The following is a 17,644-nucleotide window of genomic DNA, read 5'->3' on the forward strand; positions in this document are numbered from 1 at the left end:
CTGGATGTTTCGTTGAAAGGGCATCAAATATGGCAAAGCTTAAACGCTTCAGTCTATAAGGCGAGGCCTTAGGGCATAAGGGTTCTGATGATGACTATCGGGTGTCGTAACGTGGCCGCGCTGCAACGCATCGTGTGCACCTTGATCGGTTGAAGGCCGATCAAGGTGCAGGAGGCGTTGCCGGGCCTGAGGGCGAAGCTTAAGCAGGCAATGTGACAGAAGCGTTTACGGCATCACGGGAGGCAGGTATTTGAGCGTCGTGCCCAGCGCCCATAGCAGGAACAACACCAACGGCGTGTGCACCAGCAGTTGCACAAACGAGAAACCAATCAGGTCTCGCGCCTTCAGCCCCAACACGCCGAGCAACGGCAGCATATAGAACGGGTTGATCAAGTTCGGCAGCGCCTCGGCAGCGTTGTAGATCTGCACCGCCCAGCCCAAGTGGTATTGCAGGTCATTGGCCACTTGCATCACGTAAGGCGCTTCGATGATCCACTTGCCGCCGCCCGATGGAATAAAGAAACCCAGCACCGCGGAGTACACGCCCATCAACAACGCATAGGTGTCGTGAGAGGCGATGGAGGTAAAGAAGGTCGAGATATGGTGCGCCAGGGTCTGGCCGTCGCCGCCCTTGACCACGGTCATCAGCGCCGCGATGGAGCCATACAGCGGAAACTGGATCAGCACGCCGGTGGTGGTCGGCACGGCGCGGGCCACCGCATCGAGGAAACTGCGCGGGCGCCAGTGCAGCAGCGCGCCGACCATGATGAACAGGAAGTTATAGGTGTTCAGCCCCGAGATGGCGCTGATCGCCGGCTTGGTCGAGAACTCATGGAACAACCAACCGGCCGCCAGCAATGCCAGCAGAATGGTTAGCAGTGGGCTGTGCTCCAGCCATTCACCCGGGCGGGTTGGCGCTTGAATCTTGGGCAGGTTGAAGGCCGGGTCGACGCCGCAGGCCTTGGCATCACGGGCGCTGTTCGGCCCTGGTGCGGTGGCGTAAGCGATGATCAGCGAGACCACGATCAACGCCAGCAACATCACCCCGGATTGCCACAGAAAGATCGTGTCAGTGAACGGAATCACCCCCGTAATCGACAGAATCGACGGCGGCAAGCTGGCCGGGTTGGCCTGTAGTTGCGCCGCCGACGACGACAGTCCCAATGCCCACACCGCGCCCAGGCCCAAGTAGGCGGCGGCACCGGCCGCGCGGTAGTCCATGCGTAAATCCGTACGGCGGGCGAGTGCGCGCACCAGCAAACCGCCAAATACCAGGGACAAGCCCCAATTGAGCAGGGAGGCGACCATCGAGATCAACGCCACCCACGCCACGGCCGAGCGGCCGTTTTTCGGGATGCGCGCCAAGCGATCGATCAGTTTTACCGCAGGTGGCGAACTGGCCACGACATAACCGCCGATCACCACAAAGGCCATCTGCATGGTGAACGGAATCAGGCTCCAGAACCCATCACCGAAGGCTTTGGCGGCCTCGGTCGGCGCGGCGCCCATGCCCAGGGTCGCCACGGCGACGATAATCACGGCGAGGGCGGCAAATACCCAGGAGTCAGGAAACCAGCGTTCGGCGAAGTTGGAGCAACGCAGGGCAAATCGGGCATAGCGGCTTTCTTCGATAGCATCGGCCACGAGTCTTTCCTCTTGTATTTATTATGGGTTTTGGCAGTTTTACGGCATGTTCCTCTACGCCCATTGTTTTGGGAATGTAGTTATCTTCATTGATCCATGAGTAAAACAAATATATCTGTCGCGATTGCCATCATTGGGCTCAGCTCATAACCTGCACGCCATTTTGTTTGTCTGCCGAGCCTCCACATGACTGCCACCTTTTCCCCACAGGCGCAGCGTTTTTCCCGCTCCGACTACAAAACCCTGGGCCTGGCCGCCCTCGGCGGCGCCCTGGAAATCTACGACTTCATTATTTTCGTATTCTTTGCGCTAACCCTCAGCCAGTTGTTTTTCCCACCGGAAATGCCCGAGTGGCTGCGCCTGCTGCAAAGCTTCGGCATCTTCGTCACCGGTTACCTGGCGCGCCCGCTGGGCGGCATCCTGATGGCGCACTTCGCCGACCACCTGGGGCGCAAGCGCGTATTCAGCCTGAGCATCCTGATGATGGCGCTGCCCTGCCTGCTGATCGGGATCATGCCCACCTACGCACAAATCGGTTATTTCGCGCCGCTGATCCTGCTGGTGCTGCGCTTGCTGCAAGGCGCTGCGGTGGGCGGGGAAGTGCCCAGCGCCTGGACCTTCGTCGCCGAACACGCGCCGCGTCATCACCGTGGGTATGCCTTGGGCTTTCTGCAAGCCGGCCTGACCTTCGGCTACCTGCTCGGCGCACTCACCGCGACATTGCTGGCGCAACTGTTCACCCCCGCCGAAATCCTCGATTACGCCTGGCGCTTCCCGTTCCTGCTCGGCGGCGTCTTCGGTGTGATCGGCGTGTGGTTGCGCCGCTGGCTCAACGAAACCCCGGTGTTCCTCGAAATGCAGGCCCGCCGCCAGGCCGCCGCCGAATTGCCTCTGCGCACCGTGCTGCGCGACCATCGCGCCGTGTTGCTGCCGGCAATGATCCTCACCTGCGTGCTCACCTCGGCCGTGGTAGTGCTGGTGGTCATCACCCCGACCATGATGCAAAAAACCTTCGGCATGAGCCCCAGCCACACCTTCGCCTTGAGCGCGCTGGGCATTGTTTTTCTGAATATCGGTTGTGTACTGGCCGGCCTGCTGGTGGACCGCATCGGCGCCTGGCGCACGGTGCTGGTCTATAGCCTGCTGCTGCCGGTGGGCATTGCGGTTCTGTATGCCAGCCTGATCAGCGGCGGCGTGTGGCTAGGGGCGGCGTATGCGGTGGCGGGCTTGAGTTGCGGGGTAGTGGGCGCAGTGCCGTCGGTGATGGTCGGCCTGTTTCCGGCGCCGGTGCGGGTCTCGGGGATTTCCTTCACCTACAACATTGCCTACGCGCTGTGGGCGAGTACCACACCGCTGTTGTTGATTGCGTTGATGCCGACGAGCCCGTGGATTTGCGTGGGCTATTGCGTGGTGATGGGGGCGGTGGGGGTGGCGAGTGTGGCGCTGTTTGGCAAGCGCCACACCTTGGCGACCTGAGGGTCAGGTCAGAAAGTGCCAGAGCAACAGCGTACCGACCAGCCCGACCACCGAAACAATCGTCTGCAACACCGACCACACCCAGATCGTCTGTTTGAGCTGCAAGCCGAAGTACTCACGCACCATCCAGAACCCGGCGTCGTTGACGTGGCAGAAGAACACCGAGCCGGCGCCAATTGCCAATGCCACCAATGAACTCTGCGTAGCCGCCAGCCCGGCCATCATTGGCGCGAGGATGCCCGCCGTCGTGGTGGTGGCGACCGTCGCCGAGCCGGTGGCCTGGCGCAGGGCCACGGCAATCAGCCAGGCCAGCAGCAGATACGGCATGTGCGCGCCTTCGGCGACCTTGCTGATGGTCTGGCTGACGCCGGCGTCCAGCAGGGTTTGCTTGAGGCCACCGCCGGCGCCGATGGTCAGCAACAACACGGCGATGGGCGCGAGGGCTTTGCGCAGGGTGTTGCCGACTTCGGCACGCGGCATGCCGGCGGCCCAGCCCAGGCAAACCACCGCGGCGATTACCGCCAGGCCGAGGGCGATAAGCGGCTCACCGAGGAATTTCAAGGTCAGCGCCAGCGGGTTTTCCGGCGACATGGCGACCTTGGCCAAGGTGCTGCCGAGCATCAAAATCACCGGCAGCAAAATGATCAGCAACGACACGCCGAAACTCGGCTGGCGCGGCGCCTTGGGCGGTGCGCTGAACAGCGCGCCGATGTCGGCCGGTTCATCCACGTGCATGCGCTTGGACAGCCAGTTGCCATAGAGCGGGCCGGCCAGAATCACTGCCGGCACCGCCAGGCAGAAGCCCAGCAACATGGTCAGGCCGAGGTCGGCGTGCAACGCGCTCACCGCAATCAGCGGTCCCGGATGCGGCGGCATCAGGGCGTGCAGGGTGGTCATGCCCGCCAGTGCGGGGATGGCGATTTTCAACAAGGGCTGGTTCGAACGTTTGGCCATCACAAAGATGATCGGCACCATCATCACCAGGCCGACTTCGAAGAACAGCGGCAAGCCGATCACCATCGCCACCAGCGCCATTACCCAGGGCAGTGATTTGCCTTTGCCCAGCCCGAGCAGGGTGGTGGCGATACGGTCGGCCGCGCCGGATTCCGCCATCAGCGCACCGAGCATCGAGCCCAGCGCGATGATAATTCCTGCTTCACCGAGAATCGCCCCGGCGCCTTTGCTGAAGGCTTTGGCGACTTCCTCCGGGGGCAACCCGGCGCCGACACCCGCGATAAACGTGCCGATCAAAATTGACAGGAATGGCGGCAGCTTGGTCGCGCTGATCAACACAATGATGCTGGCGATCGCCAGCAGAACGCAGAACATGAGGCGGGTGTCGTGAACCATCCACGCGGCAGTCGATAACTCCAAAGCGGGACTCCTTATCGAACAGGTTGGCTAATATGTTTCTTTTTGTTTCCTGCTCGAAAAGCATACCTGATAGAACTGTGCCAGAGCGTCCATGTGCGATTTTGGTGCGCGTCATGTAACGGCGGGCTGTCGCGCGGATGACAAATTTGCAACCCGTGCCCGAGTATTTGGCCTATAGCTCTATGATCAACGGACCACACCTTTTGAGGATATTTCATGAGCGCAGGACATAACCACGGCCAAGCACGCGCCGGCCACGAGCGTCTTCTATGGATCGCCCTCGGGCTGACCAGCAGCTTCATGATTGCCGAGGTGATCGGCGCGTTTATCACCGGCAGCCTGGCGCTGTTGTCCGACGCCGCGCACATGATGACCGACGCCCTGGCCCTGGCGATTTCCCTGGTGGCCATCCAGGTTGCCAAACGCGCAGCCGACCGCAAGCGCACCTTTGGTTATGCGCGTTTCGAGATTCTGGCGGCCGCCTTCAATGCGCTGCTGCTGTTCGCCGTGGCGTTTTACATCCTGTATGAGGCCTATCAACGGCTCCAGGCACCGGCTGAAATCCAGTCCACCGGTATGCTGGTCATTGCGGTGCTGGGGCTGATCGTCAACCTGATTTCCATGCGCCTGCTCAGTGCCGCCAGCGGCGAAAGCCTCAATGTGAAGGGCGCTTACCTGGAAGTCTGGAGCGACATGCTCGGCTCTATCGGCGTGATCATCGCGGCGGTGGTGATCATGTTCACCGGCTGGGGTTGGATCGACTCCGTGGTGGCGGCGGCGATTGGTTTCTGGGTGTTGCCGCGTACCTGGACGCTGCTCAAGGAAAGCATGAACGTGCTGCTGCAAGGTGTGCCGGACGGGGTTGATATCGATCAGGTCGAGCAGGCCATTCGCAAGGTGCCCGGGGTCAAGGACGTGCACGATCTGCATATCTGGGCCCTGACCAGCGGCAAGAATGTGCTGAGCACTCACTTGGTGGCGGACTCGTCGCTCGGCACGGAGCAGCAGATCCTCGCGCTTGTGACGGAATTGCTGCACGAACAATTCGATATTTCCCACGTCACGTTGCAGGTTGAAGGCGAAGGGTTTCATCACGACGAACATGACGACGTGCACGCCTGATCCTCGCTAACGGATTTGTAATGTTCTGCCCACCGCCCTGATAAGTACCGAAAGTTACATTGCCCCCGCTGGGAAACCTCAGCGACTTCATGGGCGTGGAACTTTCGTTATGGCAATTTCCGTTAAAACACTGTTGGGGGCGACTGCGTTGTGGGTGGCGGCCAGTGCTGTCCAGGCGCAAACCCTCACGCTTGATAGAGCCCTGCAAACCGCGTTTGCCAACAACCCTGACCTGGCTGCCGCGCAGTGGGAAATCGACATCGCCCAGGGCGGTCGCCAGCAGGCGGGCTTGATCCCCAACCCGGTGGCCTCCTGGGATGCTGAAGACACCCGCCGCAGTACGCGCACCACCACCGTCAAACTCAGCCAGACCCTGGAACTGGGCGGCAAACGCGGTGCGCGGATTGACCTGGCCACTCGGGCCCAGGACGCTGCCGCACTGACCCTGGAGCAGCGTCGCAACGGTCTGCGCGCCGATGTGATCGACAGCTATTACGGCGCCCTGCGTGCCCAGGAGCGCCTCGACCTGGCGCAACGCTCTATGGCCCTGGCCGAGCGCGGCCTGGTGGTCGCCAACGGCCGCGTCACGGCCGGCAAGTCGTCGCCGGTCGAAGCCACTCGCGCGCAGGTGCAGGTCTCGGAGATCCGCCTGGAACTGAACCGCGCGCAGATCGGCCTGAGCGACGCCTATCGCCGCCTTGCGGCCATTACCGGCGGCGCCGCGCCTGATTTCCAGGCGGTCGCCACACAACGCCAATCCGCTCCGCCATTACCGGCCTCCACACCGTTGCTCGCGCGTCTTGAGCAAACCACGGAGCTGCGCCTGGCTGAACTGCAAATCCAGCAAAGCGAAGCCAGCGTCGGCCTGGAAAAAGCCCAGCGGATTCCCGACCTCGACGTGTCGATCGGCAGCCAGTACGACGCCAGCGTGCGCGAGCGGGTGAACCTGGTGGGCGTGTCGATGCCGATCCCGCTGTTCAACCGCAACCAGGGCAACGTGCTCGCCGCCAGCCGCCGCGCCGACCAGGCCCGTGACTTGCGCAATGCCACCGAGTTGCGCCTGCGCACCGAAACCCGCCAGGCCCTGGACCTGTGGCAAACCGCGAATACCGAAGTGCGCGCCTTCAACCAACAGATCCTGCCCGCTGCCCAAAGCGCGGTGGACAGCGCCACCCGGGGTTTCGAGATGGGCAAGTTCAACTTCCTCGACGTGCTCGACGCCCAGCGCACCTTGATCGCCGCGCGCACCCAGTACCTCACGGCGACCGCCCAGGCCACCGACGCCTGGGTACGCATCGAACGGATTTACGGCGACCTCGCCCGGTTTTGATTTTTTCTGGAGTCTTTTATGAAGCATAAACACGGTGTGGCGCTGGCCGTCGCCCTGGGCCTGATGCTGTCTGGTTTTGCAAACGCCGAAGAAGAGGAGGGCGCACTCGAACTCACTGAGCAGCAGATCCAGGCCGCCGGTATTCAACTCGCCCAGGCCCAGCCACGCGCCATCAGCACCCTGCTGACACTGCCGGGAGAAGTGCGTTTTGATGAGGATCGCACCTCGCACATCGTACCGCGCGCGGCCGGTGTGGTGGAGGCTGTGAAGGTCAACCTCGGCCAATCGGTTAAGAAGGGCGAGCTGTTGGCGGTGATCGCCAGCCAGCAGATTTCCGACCAGCGCAGTGAGCTGGCAGCCAGTGAGCGGCGGGTCGAACTGGCGCGCACCACCTTCCAGCGCGAGCGCCAATTGTGGCAGGACCAAATCTCCGCCGAGCAGGATTACCTGCTGGCGCGCCAGGCCTTGCAGGAAGCGGAAATCGCCCTGAACAACGCCCGCCAGAAAATGACCGCCCTCAGCGGCAGCGCAGTCCTGGTCGGCGGTAATCGCTATGAACTGCGTGCGCCCTTCGCCGGCATGGTGGTGGAAAAGCACCTGGGAGTCGGCGAGGTCGTGAGCGAAACCAGCAACGCGTTCACCCTTTCGGACCTGTCCCAGGTATGGGTCACCTTCGGTGTATTTCCCAAGGACTTGAACAAGGTGCGCGTCGGTAAACCGGTGAAAGTCAGTTCTACGGAAATGGGCACCGACGTGCTCGGCACCGTGGCCTACGTCGGCAACTTGCTCGGTGAGCAGACGCGTACCGCCACCGTGCGCGTGAACGTGCCCAACCCCGACGACGCCTGGCGCCCCGGGCTGTTTGTCACCGTGCAATTGGCCACTGACACCTACCAGGCCAAGGTCACCGTGCCTCAAACCGCGATCCAGACCATCGAGGACAAACCCTCGGTGTTCGTGCGCACGCCGGACGGTTTTATCACCCGCCACCTTGAGCTGGGCGTGAGTGAAAACGGCTACGTCGAAGTGCGCCAGGGTCTCGACGCCGGGGCGCAGGTGGCGACTGTCGGCAGCTTCATCCTCAAGTCCGAACTGGGTAAAGGCTCGGCCGAGCACGCCCATTGATCCTGCGAGTGATTCCCCATGTTTGAGCGCCTTATCCAATTTGCCATCGAGCAGCGCATCATCGTGCTGCTGGCCGTGTTGTTGATGGCCGGTGTCGGCATCGCCAGCTATCAGAAATTGCCCATCGACGCCGTACCCGACATCACCAATGTGCAGGTGCAGATCAACTCGGCGGCGGCCGGGTTTTCGCCGTTGGAAACCGAACAGCGCATTACCTTTCCCATCGAAACCGCCATGGCCGGGTTGCCGGGTCTGCAGCAGACGCGGTCGCTGTCGCGCTCCGGTTTGTCCCAGGTGACGGTGATTTTCAAAGACGGTACCGACCTGTTCTTCGCCCGCCAATTGGTCAATGAGCGCCTGCAGGTCGCCCGTGGACAATTGCCCACCGGCATCGAAACCGCCATGGGGCCGATTTCCACCGGTCTCGGGGAAATTTTCCTGTGGACCGTCGAGGCCGAGGACGGCGCACTCAAAGAGGATGGCACGCCCTACACGCCGACCGACCTGCGCGTGATCCAGGACTGGATCATCAAGCCGCAACTGCGCAACGTGCCCGGTGTGGCCGAGATCAACACCATCGGCGGCTTTGCCAAGGAATACCAGATTGCCCCGGACCCCAAGCGCCTCGCGGCCTACAACCTGACGTTGACCGATTTGGTCACGGCGCTTGAGCGCAACAACGCCAACGTCGGCGCCGGTTACATCGAGCGCAGCGGCGAACAGCTGCTGATCCGCGCGCCGGGGCAAGTGGCGTCGATTGATGACATCGCCAATATCGTGATCACCACTTCCGATGGCACGCCGATCCGCGTGCGCAATGTGGCGCAGGTCGAAATCGGCCGTGAGCTGCGTACCGGCGCCGCCACCGAAAACGGCCGTGAAGTGGTGCTGGGCACGGTATTCATGTTGATCGGTGAAAACAGCCGCACTGTGTCCCAGGCGGTGGCGAAAAAACTCGAAGAGATCAACCGCTCGCTGCCCGCCGGCGTGGTCGCCGTCACCGTTTACGACCGCACCAACCTGGTGGAAAAAGCCATCGCCACCGTGAAGAAAAACCTCTTCGAAGGTGCGCTGCTGGTGGTTGCGGTGCTGTTCCTGTTCCTGGGCAACATCCGCGCGGCGTTGATCACCGCGATGGTGATTCCCCTGGCAATGTTGTTCACCTTTACCGGGATGTTTACCAACAAAGTCAGCGCCAACCTGATGAGTCTTGGCGCACTGGACTTCGGCATTATCGTCGACGGCGCGGTGGTGATTGTCGAGAACGCCATCCGCCGCCTGGCGCATGCGCAACAGCGCCACGGCCGTTTGTTGACCCGCAGCGAGCGGCTGCATGAAGTGTTCGCGGCGGCCAAAGAGGCGCGGCGGGCGCTGATCTTCGGGCAACTGATCATCATGGTGGTTTACCTGCCGATCTTCGCCCTCACTGGCGTGGCCGGGAAGATGTTCCACCCTATGGCCTTCACCGTGGTAATCGCGCTGCTGGGCGCGATGATTCTGTCGGTGACGTTCGTGCCGGCCGCGATTGCGCTGTTCGTCACCGGCAAGGTCAAGGAAGAAGAAAACCTGGTGATGCGCACGGCGCGTCGGGTCTATGCGCCGGTGCTGGATTGGGTGATGGCGCGCCGCCCGTGGGTATTTGGCTTGGCGGTGTTGACCATTGTCGCCTCTGGGGCGGTGGCCAGCCGCATGGGCAGTGAATTCATCCCCAGCCTCAGTGAAGGCGACTTCGCCCAACAGGCCCTGCGCGTGCCGGGCACCAGCCTGACGCAATCGGTGCAGATGCAGCAGCAGCTTGAGAAAACCTTGAAGACCCAGGTGCCGGAAATCGAGCGGGTCTTTGCGCGCACCGGCACCGCGGAAATCGCCTCTGACCCGATGCCGCCGAATATTTCCGACAGCTACGTGATGCTTAAACCGAAGGCGCAGTGGCCCGATCCAAACAAGTCCCGCGAGACACTGATTGCCGACATCCAGCGCGCCAGTGCGATTGTGCCGGGCAGTGCGTATGAACTGTCGCAACCGATCCAGCTGCGCTTCAACGAGCTGATTTCCGGGGTGCGCAGTGATGTGGCAGTGAAGGTGTTTGGTGACGACATGTCGGTGCTCAACAAAACCGCCGGGGAAATCGCCGAGACCCTGCAAAAGCTGGAGGGCGCCTCGGAAGTCAAGGTCGAACAGACTTCCGGCTTGCCTGTGCTGACCATCAATATCGACCGCGACAAGGCCGCACGTTTCGGCCTGAATGTGGGCGATGTGCAGGACACCATTGCGGTTGCCGTGGGCGGGCGTCAGGCCGGTACGTTGTACGAAGGTGATCGCCGCTTTGACATGGTCGTGCGTTTGTCCGACGCCCTACGCACCGATATCGACGGGCTGTCACGGCTGCTGATTCCGGTGCCGGCGCTGGCCGGCAGTGCGGCTGGGCAGTTGGGCTTTATTGCCTTGTCCCAGGTCGCGAGCCTGGACCTGGTGCTCGGCCCCAACCAGATCAGCCGCGAGAACGGCAAGCGCCTGGTGATCGTCAGCGCCAACGTGCGCGGGCGGGATATCGGCTCGTTTGTCGAAGAGGCCGAGGCGGCCATCAGCACTCAGGTGAAAGTCCCCGCCGGTTATTGGACCACCTGGGGCGGCCAGTTCGAACAGTTGAAGGAAGCGTCCGAGCGTTTGCGCATCGTGGTGCCGGTGGCATTGCTGCTGGTGTTCGGGCTGTTGTTCATGATGTTCAACAACCTCAAGGACGGCCTGTTGGTGTTCACCGGGATTCCGTTCGCGTTGACGGGTGGGATCATGGCGCTGTGGTTGCGCGATATTCCGCTGTCGATTTCGGCGGGCGTGGGCTTTATCGCCTTGTCCGGCGTTGCGGTGCTTAACGGGCTGGTGATGATTGCCTTCATCCGCAACCTGCGTGAGGAAGGGCGCGCGTTATCGGTGGCGGTCAACGAAGGGGCGCTGACCCGTTTGCGTCCGGTATTAATGACCGCGCTGGTGGCGTCCCTGGGGTTTATCCCGATGGCCCTGGCCACCGGCACCGGCGCCGAAGTGCAGCGCCCGTTGGCGACGGTGGTGATTGGCGGGATTATTTCTTCTACGCTGCTGACCTTGCTGGTGCTGCCGGCGCTTTATCAGTGGGCGCACCGCAAGGAAGAGGAAACACCAGGCGAAACAGTGTGAAACCACCGGGCAGGCTGCGCACGTCAGCCTGCCCCTGGTGCAGGGTCATGATCGACCGCACGATGGCCAGGCCCAGGCCGGTGCCACCCTCGGTGCGAGCGCGGCTGCTGTCGACACGGTAGAAGCGTTCGAACAGGTGCGGCAGGTGGTGCGCTTCGATGCCGGGGCCGGGGTTGCTGACCGACACCGACGCCGTGTTCCCGTAGGCCTCCACCAGCAGCGAAATATGCGAGCCCGCAGGGCTGTGGCGGATGGCATTGGACAGCAGGTTCGACAGGGCGCGCTGGATCATCAGGCGATCGCCGTGCACGTGAGCATCGCCGCTGAGGGTCAGGGTCAGTTGTTTGTCTTCGGCACTGAGGGCGAACAAGTCCATCACCCGAGCCGTTTCAGCCGCCAGCGACACCGCCGCGAACGAAGCCCGCGCCGCCGGGTGGCTGACCTGGGCCAGAAACAGCATGTCGGAGACGATACGCGCCAGGCGCTCCAGCTCTTCGGTGTTGGATTCCAGCACGGCTTTGTATTCGTCAGGCGGCCGCTGGCGCGACAGCGTCAACTGGGCTTTGCCCATCAGGTTGGTCAGGGGCGCGCGCAATTCGTGGGCGAGGTCATCGGAGAATTGCGACAGTTGCTGTACCCCAGCGTCCAGGCGATTGAGCATCACATTAAAGCCTTGCGCCAACTCGCCCAGCTCCTGGGGCAGGTTGTCGACGGAAAGACGATGCGTGAGGTCCTGAGTGGTGACTTTGGCCGCCACATGGCTGAACTGTTTCAACGGCGCCAGCCCGCGCTGCACCAGCCACCAGGCGCCCATGCCGATCAAGAGCAGCAGCATGGGCAAGGCGATCACCGTAGCGCGCAGGTAAGCACTGAGCAGCGCTTGATCGTCGGTGCGGTCCAGGGACAGCAGCACGCGTACACGTTCGCCGCTGGCCAGGCGCATCAGGCTGGAAGCGCTGAGCACTTGGTTGCCGACACTGTCGGTCCAGTTGAGGTAACCGAGGGTTTCCCGTGGGGTGAAGTCTGTGAGCAAAGGCGTCTGAGGCTTGGCCCCGGTGCTCAGCAGCACGCTTTCGTCGGGTGCGGTGCCGACGATGGTCAGGTAGAAGTTGTCATGGCCAATCACCAAGTCCATCAGTGAATGCGGGCGGGCGCGGATGGTGTTCACGTCCATGCCCTGGGCGACGCTGTGCTGGATCTGTTCCATCTTGCTTTCCAGGCCCTTGCGCGCCAGCTTTTCCAATTCGTGGGTCAGGGCCAGGTACGCCAGGGTTGCCAGCAACAACACCAGGCCTGCGCCCATCACACTGACCGTCAGGCCCAGGCGCATCGACAAACTGCCGGTTTTCATCCGCGCGCCTCCAGCACATAACCCACGCCGCGAATGGTGTGGATCAGCTTGACCTCGCTCTGGTCATCCACCTTGGCCCGCAGGCGGCTGATGGAGACTTCCACGACGTTGGTGTCGCAGTCGAAATTCATGTCCCACACCAGGGAAATGATTTGCGTGCGGGTCAGCACTTCGCCGGTTTGGCGCATCAATACCTGCAGCAGGGCGAACTCTTTGGTGGTCAGGTCGATCCGTCGGGAGCCGCGATACGCGCGATGGCGGCGTGGGTCCAGCTCCAGGTCCTGCACGCTGAATACTTCCGGTTGCGGGATATGCTCGCTGCGTCGCAGCAGGGTGCGGACCCGTGCGAGCAATTCGGGAAACTCGAAGGGTTTGACCAGGTAATCATCGGCGCCCATGTCCAGGCCCTTGATCTTGTCGGCCAGCCGGCCACGCGCGGTCAGCATCATTACCCGTTGCGTGCCGTTGCGGCGCAATTGCTCCAGCACTTCCCAGCCATCCTTGCCCGGCAGGTTGACGTCAAGAATGACCAACTCATACGCGTGCTGCCCGGCCAGGTGCAGGCCGTCGATGCCATTGGACGCGCAGTCGACCACATAGCCACTTTCACTCAGGCCTTGCTGCAAATAGTCAGCGGTTTTTTGCTCGTCCTCAACCACAAGGATACGCATAGAAATTTACCTTTTACTGAAAGAGAAGAGGTCCATTTCCCTATGGAATCAGGTGTTTTGAGAGTAGGGAAATTCTGAAGTCTGAAGTAGCTTCAGGGTCAACTGCGACCATTGGTCGCGACTTGGCTTGCGGGCAAAAAAAACGCCCCAGAGGGGCGTTAAAAATTCATCTCTTTCCAAAGGAGCTACACAAAAGCTTCAGAGATGAATGTGCTCGGTGCAACTAAGTTGAAGCGAGTATAGGAAGTTCAACTTAACGGGAAGCTGAACCCAATGTTACAGTTTTGATAGTTATCAATTTGTGAGCAGATGTTAGTTAATGGCGAACGAATGTAAGCAATGGTCAAAGTGCTACTAGTGGGTATTCGGCAATCAAGCGAATTTCCTCCAGGTCTGATTCGAAGGCGCTGGAGCGCACGGTGGCCTGGCGTAAACGCAATGACAAATCCTTCAGGCTGCCACTCTGCACCACGTACTTGGCCTCGACGTCCCGCTCCCAGCGACGTTGATCCGTCAGCGGATCGCCTGCCGCATCGCGGCGCATGTACACCGCGTTGGCGTTGCTGTAATCGGCGCCGGTGCCTTTGCCGTAGCGGGTCATGAACGACAGGCCGGGAATGCCGAACGTCTGCATGTCGAGGTCGTAACGCACCATCCACGAGCGCTCCTTGGGCGAGTTGAAGTCGTTGTACTGGATAGAGTTGTTGAGGAAGATCGAGTCCGATTGGCGCAGGTAATCGAAGTCGTCGTCGCCATTATTGCGCTGGTGCGACACGGCCAGGCTGTGGGCGCCGACCTTGACCCCGAGCCTGGCGCTCCAGATGTTGTTATCGAATTCACCCAGCAGTTTTTTGCCTTCGTCCACGGCCTTGTAATAGTTGACGTCGCCGAACAAGGAGACGTCGTCGGTCAGCGGGTACGTGGCGGCACTGCCGACGTAATACTGATCCCAGGCGTCCTTCAAGCGGCTGCTGTACAGGCTGACACTCAGGTGTTTATTGACGGTGTAGTCGCCGCCGAAATAACCGATCCAGGGTGAGTCGACCTTGCCCGCATAGAAAGTCGCAAAGCCTTTGTTCATGCCGCTTTCGCTTGGCTGGCTCATGCCGCTCAGGCGCCCACCTTGCAGGCTCAGGCCTTCAAGGCTGGTGTTCTGCGCGGTGACACCGCGAAAGCTTTGCGGCAACAGGCGTGAGTCGCCGGCGGCCACCACCGGCGTGGCGGGGAATACGTCGCCGGCCTTGAAGACCGTGTCCAGCACGCGCAATTTCGCGGCGCCGCCGAATTTGCTGTAACCGCTTTCGGGGTGGTTATTGCTGTCCACCGGCAGCATGCCGAACGAACCCTTGCCGCCGCTGCGGCCGGTGCCGGAGTCGAGTTTCAGGCCGTACATGACAAACGCATCCAGGCCAAACCCCACGGTGCCTTGGGTAAAGCCGGATTCGAACTTGCCGATCAAACCCTGCGCCCAGGCCTCGGAATAGCCATTGCCCGTGGGGCTGGACTGGCCCTTGCGGTCGTCGCGGTTGAAGTAAAAATTGCGCGCCAGCACGTTCACGCTGCTGCCTTCGATAAAACCTTCGGGCTTGTCCTCCACGGCCACGGCTGCCAGGGGCAGTGCGGCCAGCAATGAAAAGGGAAGGGTGTAGTAAGCAATGCTCATGGTTCGCTCCTCGGTGTTGGCAGTGTTCAGCTTCTTATAGAAGTGGGCGTTTTTATTGATCTGGCCCGGGCTGATAGTTGCAAACAGCGGATAACGACTTCATGGCGTGAACATTACAATTCTGGAAACTCACGGCCACCTAACAAATAAGTAATGGTTTGGTGAACATTCCGTCAGGGTTACTTCATTACGCTCGTCACTGAACTTCTTAGACGAGGAACCTGTCATGAACTTTTATAAAATTGGCCTGGGTGTATTTACTGCAATCCTGTCATTGGGTGCATTGGCCGAAGGCGGCGGTGATCGCACCTTTGCCCTGATGATGGAACGCAATGAGAAAGCCATGGCGGCTTACGCCGAAAAAAAGGGGCAGCCGGCACCCGAGGTACAGGCCTACCGCTATGGCATGGCGCTGGACATTGCCAAGGTGGTCAACGTCACGCCGCCGATCCGTTCGTGCAACCCGGTGCCGTCGCGCATGACCTATGAAGACTCCAGCGGCAAGCTCAATACCCTTGAATATCAAGTGATGGGCGTCTGCCGAAATAATGGTGGTTAACAGAGCCAGAAAAACAGTTGGGCGAGGGGCTAAAAAGCGCTTCAGAAAATCCCGGCAGCGCCGATGCAGGTCAGATTCATCTCCTCAAATATCATCGGTGCCTCATGTTCAACACCCGTTTGAAGCAGGAGCTGTCGGCTCTTCGTGAAGAGTTGTCGAGCTTGCAACAGGTCAAGGAGAGCCTGGAAAGTGAAATGCTGTGCCTGACGCTGGACGCTGAAGGCCGGGTGGAGTGGGCAAATGCCAACTTCCTGCAGGAACTGGCGTACCAGGCCACCAATATCCTGGGGCGCCACATTGATGATCTGGTGCCGGCACACGTGCGTCAGGACGAATTCCAGCTGCGTTTCAAGAATGCCCTGGTGCGCGGCGAACACTTCGCGGGCACCGTGCGGCTGATGCGCGGCAATGGCAAGGAAGCGTGGTTGCGCTCGATCCTGCAACCCGTGCGCAGCTCGGATGGGCGCATCAAGCATTTTTCGATTTACTCAAGCGACCTCACCCGCACCATCGAGGCCTCGCGCGAGCATGAAAACCTTATCACCGCGCTGGTGCGTTCTACGGCGGTCATCGAGTTCGACCTCGGCGGGCATGTGCTGACGGCGAATGACCGGTTCCTCAGCGGCATGGGTTACAGCCTGGCGCAGATTCAGGGCAAACATCACCGGATGTTCTGCGAGCCGCAGGAATACAACAGCGCCGAGTACCAGAACTTCTGGAAGCGTTTGAATGCCGGTGAGTTTGTCGCCGCGCGTTTCAAGCGGGTCGACAGCCATGGCCGTGTGGTCTGGCTGGAAGCCACTTATAACCCGGTGCTGGATGCCAATGATCGCCTGTACAAGGTGGTCAAATTCGCCACGGTAATTACCGACCAGGTCAGCCAGGAACAGGCGGTGGCCGAGGCCGCCAACATTGCCTACAGCACCTCGTTGCAAACCGACAACAGTGCCCAACGAGGCACCACTGTGGTGACGCAGGCGGTGGACGTGATGCGTGATTTGGCCAAGCACATGCAGCAGGCCGGTGATGGCATTGAGGCGCTCAATGCCCAGTCGCAAGTGATCGGCAGCATCGTCAAGACCATCAGCGGCATTGCCGAACAGACCAACCTGCTGGCGCTCAATGCGGCCATCGAAGCGGCGCGCGCGGGTGAGCAGGGCCGTGGTTTTGCGGTGGTTGCCGATGAGGTGCGTCAATTGGCGTCGCGCACCAGCAAGGCCACCGAGGAAATCGTCGGTGTGGTGCGTCAGAACCAGGACATGGCTCGCGATGCGGTGTCCCTGATGACCGAGGGGCGTCTGCAGGCCGAGCAAGGCTTGGCGCTGGCGGCTGAGGCCGGCACGGTGATTGTGGAAATCCAGGACGGTGCGCAAAAAGTGGTGAGCGCAGTCGGGCAGTTCGCCAATCAGCTGTCGAGCTGACCCGTCGGGCTTGTGCTTGAGGTATCGTAGGTTTTTTCTTGCTTGAAGAGCCGACCCTCCATGAGCCCTACTCACTGTCGCCCCGTTCCACTGTCCAAGGCCTATCGCTTGCTCAATCACGGGCCGACCGTATTGGTGAGCGCAGCCCACGACGGTCGACGCAATATCATGGCCGCTGCCTGGGCCATGCCCTTGGATTTTGAACCGCCGAAAGTCGCTGTGGTGCTGGACAAGGCCACCTGGACCCGGCAATTGCTGGAAGGCGCCGGCACCTTCGTGCTCCAGGTGCCCTGCGTGGCGCAGGCCGATCTGGTGCAGACGGTCGGCAACACCACGGGCGCCGACACGGACAAATTCGCCGCTTACGGCCTGCAAACCTTCCACGGTGAACACACCGACGCGCCGTTGCTGGAGGGTTGCGTGGCGTGGTTGGAATGTCGCCTGTTGCCCGAGCCTCACAACCAGCAGACCTACGATTTATTCCTCGGGGAAGTGCTCGCGGCTTATGCCGACGAACGCGTATTCAGCGAAGGGCACTGGCACTTCGAAGGGCATGACGCGTTGCGCACCTTGCACCATATCGCGGGCGGGAATTTCCTGAGCATCGGCGAGCCGGTTGTCGGGCGCCAGCTGTAAGCCTTGCCTCCCTGCGGCGGCTGCGCACATTGCGCCCGGTGGGGCCGATATTGGAAACAACCTGGATCAAGTGTGGGAGGGAGCTTGCGCCCTCCCAC

The 17,644-nt window shown here is 61.2% G+C and carries 12 protein-coding genes and 2 pseudogenes; 9 read left to right on the plus strand and 5 right to left on the minus strand.

Annotated features, from left to right (window positions below; genetic code table 11):
• Positions 1-225 precede the first annotated feature (225 nt).
• The gene (locus ACDZ94_RS11650; protein WP_221293829.1) at positions 226-1,644 is read right to left on the minus strand and encodes a short-chain fatty acid transporter; all 1,419 of its coding nucleotides are present in this window, start codon (positions 1,642-1,644) and stop codon (positions 226-228) included.
• A 186-nt stretch (positions 1,645-1,830) separates the two neighbouring features.
• Between ACDZ94_RS11650 and ACDZ94_RS11655 the strand changes: the two genes are divergently transcribed.
• The gene (locus ACDZ94_RS11655) at positions 1,831-3,120 is read left to right on the plus strand and encodes an MFS transporter (protein WP_432750189.1); all 1,290 of its coding nucleotides are present in this window, start codon (positions 1,831-1,833) and stop codon (positions 3,118-3,120) included.
• Positions 3,121-3,123: 3 nt separating this feature from the next.
• Here the strand turns inward: ACDZ94_RS11655 and ACDZ94_RS11660 are convergent, their stop codons facing one another.
• Positions 3,124-4,494 (minus strand): gluconate:H+ symporter, encoded by a 1,371-nt coding sequence (locus ACDZ94_RS11660; protein ID WP_064450549.1) that lies wholly within the window; start codon positions 4,492-4,494, stop codon positions 3,124-3,126.
• Between the two features lie 216 nt (positions 4,495-4,710).
• Here ACDZ94_RS11660 and ACDZ94_RS11665 point away from each other — a divergent pair, with 216 nt between their 5' ends.
• The 4 genes from ACDZ94_RS11665 to ACDZ94_RS11680 all read left to right on the plus strand — a co-directional run bounded on the left by ACDZ94_RS11665 (position 4,711) and on the right by ACDZ94_RS11680 (position 11,245).
• Positions 4,711-5,616, plus strand: coding sequence for a cation diffusion facilitator family transporter (locus ACDZ94_RS11665; RefSeq protein ID WP_064450550.1), 906 nt, complete (start codon positions 4,711-4,713; stop codon positions 5,614-5,616).
• A gap of 109 nt (positions 5,617-5,725) precedes the next feature.
• Positions 5,726-6,946: a TolC family protein gene (locus ACDZ94_RS11670; protein ID WP_432750190.1), complete on the plus strand. Its 1,221-nt coding sequence runs from the start codon at positions 5,726-5,728 to the stop codon at positions 6,944-6,946.
• Between the two features lie 18 nt (positions 6,947-6,964).
• Positions 6,965-8,071: an efflux RND transporter periplasmic adaptor subunit gene (locus ACDZ94_RS11675; protein WP_432750191.1), complete on the plus strand. Its 1,107-nt coding sequence runs from the start codon at positions 6,965-6,967 to the stop codon at positions 8,069-8,071.
• Positions 8,072-8,089: 18 nt separating this feature from the next.
• Entirely contained in the window at positions 8,090-11,245 is a 3,156-nt protein-coding gene (locus tag ACDZ94_RS11680) for a CusA/CzcA family heavy metal efflux RND transporter (RefSeq protein ID WP_432750192.1), read from the plus strand.
• On the opposite strand, the gene ACDZ94_RS11685 is transcribed toward ACDZ94_RS11680, so the two are convergent.
• The 3 genes from ACDZ94_RS11685 to ACDZ94_RS11695 form a co-directional block, all read right to left on the minus strand.
• Positions 11,160-12,596, minus strand: a complete 1,437-nt coding sequence (locus tag ACDZ94_RS11685; RefSeq protein ID WP_064450554.1) for a heavy metal sensor histidine kinase — start codon at positions 12,594-12,596, stop codon at positions 11,160-11,162. The genes ACDZ94_RS11680 and ACDZ94_RS11685 overlap by 86 nt on opposite strands.
• Positions 12,593-13,267: a response regulator transcription factor PcoR gene (locus ACDZ94_RS11690; RefSeq protein WP_053254221.1), complete on the minus strand. Its 675-nt coding sequence runs from the start codon at positions 13,265-13,267 to the stop codon at positions 12,593-12,595. Before ACDZ94_RS11690 ends, ACDZ94_RS11685 begins: the two co-directional genes overlap by 4 nt.
• A gap of 343 nt (positions 13,268-13,610) precedes the next feature.
• Complete coding sequence (locus ACDZ94_RS11695; protein ID WP_432750193.1) at positions 13,611-14,930, minus strand: OprD family porin; 1,320 nt, start codon at positions 14,928-14,930, stop codon at positions 13,611-13,613.
• A 226-nt stretch (positions 14,931-15,156) separates the two neighbouring features.
• Between ACDZ94_RS11695 and ACDZ94_RS11700 the strand changes: the two genes are divergently transcribed.
• From ACDZ94_RS11700 to ACDZ94_RS11715, 4 genes and pseudogenes are all read left to right on the plus strand, one after another.
• Positions 15,157-15,489, plus strand: a complete 333-nt coding sequence (locus ACDZ94_RS11700) for a DUF2790 domain-containing protein (protein WP_064450556.1) — start codon at positions 15,157-15,159, stop codon at positions 15,487-15,489.
• Between the two features lie 194 nt (positions 15,490-15,683).
• Positions 15,684-16,322 (plus strand): annotated as a pseudogene (locus ACDZ94_RS11705) (PAS domain-containing protein); the annotation flags it as partial.
• Between the two features lie 156 nt (positions 16,323-16,478).
• A pseudogene (locus ACDZ94_RS11710) lies at positions 16,479-16,910 on the plus strand (methyl-accepting chemotaxis protein); the annotation flags it as partial.
• Between the two features lie 60 nt (positions 16,911-16,970).
• Entirely contained in the window at positions 16,971-17,546 is a 576-nt protein-coding gene (locus ACDZ94_RS11715) for a flavin reductase family protein (protein WP_064450558.1), read from the plus strand.
• The last annotated feature ends 98 nt before the right edge of the window (positions 17,547-17,644 follow it).

This window comes from Pseudomonas sp. UBT (assembly GCF_050915955.1).
Lineage (GTDB): Bacteria > Pseudomonadota > Gammaproteobacteria > Pseudomonadales > Pseudomonadaceae > Aquipseudomonas > Aquipseudomonas antarctica_A.